The organism is Finegoldia magna (genome assembly GCF_003182075.1).
In the GTDB taxonomy this organism is placed as follows: domain Bacteria; phylum Bacillota; class Clostridia; order Tissierellales; family Peptoniphilaceae; genus Finegoldia; species Finegoldia magna.
This window is the reverse complement of record NZ_QGTH01000055.1, coordinates 1-1,386: the sequence shown is the minus strand read 5'-3', so window position 1 is coordinate 1,386 and position 1,386 is coordinate 1. Positions and strand designations below refer to the sequence as shown.

Sequence of the window (1,386 nt, the reverse complement as noted above, 5' to 3'; positions counted from 1 at the left end):
GAGACTGTGAAATAGTTTGTGTATAGAATCCTCCTGATATAATAGTAATCAGGAGGATTTTAAAATGCCAAGAAAAAGACCAGAAACAAGACTCAACAAAATATCCAAAATGTTAATCGAAGAGTATCAACCAGAAACAGTACAAGATTTACAAGAAGCTTTAAAAGATCTTCTAGGCGACACAATGGAACAAATGTTAAAAGCAGAGTTAGATGAACATCTAGATTATGAATATGGTGAAAAACCACTGTCATTAAACACAAGAAATGGATCAAGTAAAAAAACAGTTAAATCATCATACGGAAACATAGACCTAAACATTCCACGAGACAGAGAAGGATCCTTTGAGCCACAAGCATTGAAAAAATATCAAAAAGACATATCAAACATAGAAAACCAAATAATATCTATGTATGCAAAAGGAATGACAACAAGAGATATATCAACACACATAAAAGAAATCTATGGATTTGGAATATCAGAATCCATGGTAAGCAAAATAACAAATAAAATACTACCAACTATTGAAGAGTGGCAAAATAGACCATTAGAAAAAGTATATCCATTTGTATTTTTAGATGCAATACACTATCATGTAAGAGAAAATAACATAGTAGTAAAAAAAGCAGTATATATAGCACTAGGATATAATACCGAAGGATACAAAGAAATCCTTGGAATGTGGGTTGGAGAAAATGAATCAAGTAAATACTGGCTATTGGTATTAAATCAATTAAAAGAACGAGGATTAGAAGATATATTAATAGTTTCAACAGATAATTTATCAGGATTTAGCCAAGCAATAGAAAGTGTATATCCAAAAACAGAAATTCAAAAATGCATAATCCATCAAATAAGAAATTCAACAAAATTCGTATCATATAGAGATATAAAAGAGCTAATGAAAGACTTAAAAACAGTATACAAAGCATCAACAGAAGAACTAGCACTAAGTAATCTAGATATATTTGAAGAAAAATGGGGCAAAAAATACCCAATGTGTGTGAATTCATGGAGAAACAATTGGGCTGAATTAGCAACATATTTCAAATATCCAGAAGGAATAAGAAAACTAATATATACAACAAATAGCATAGAAAATTTTAATAGACAACTTAGAAAAGTAACAAAAAACAAAACAATATTTCCAAACGACTACGCCCTACAAAAAAGCTTGTATCTAGCAATGGTAGATGCTTCAAGTAAATGGACGAGTAGAATAAGAGGATGGGATCAAATACTGTCACAACTATCAATATTTTTTGAAGGCAGAATCTAAATTTTGTCATCAAAATAATAAAAAATTTGAATCTTTAAATCAAGAGTAAAGGCATAGCCCTGGTCTGACGACCAGCTCTTGACAGAAATCTTCAAATTTTTAAGAAA

At 30.1% G+C, this 1,386-nt stretch carries 1 protein-coding gene; it reads left to right on the top strand.

The window, feature by feature from the left end:
• Positions 1-109 precede the first annotated feature (109 nt).
• Positions 110-1,279, top strand: a complete 1,170-nt coding sequence (locus DES33_RS09545) for an IS256 family transposase (protein WP_170111636.1) — start codon at positions 110-112, stop codon at positions 1,277-1,279.
• Positions 1,280-1,386 lie beyond the last annotated feature (107 nt).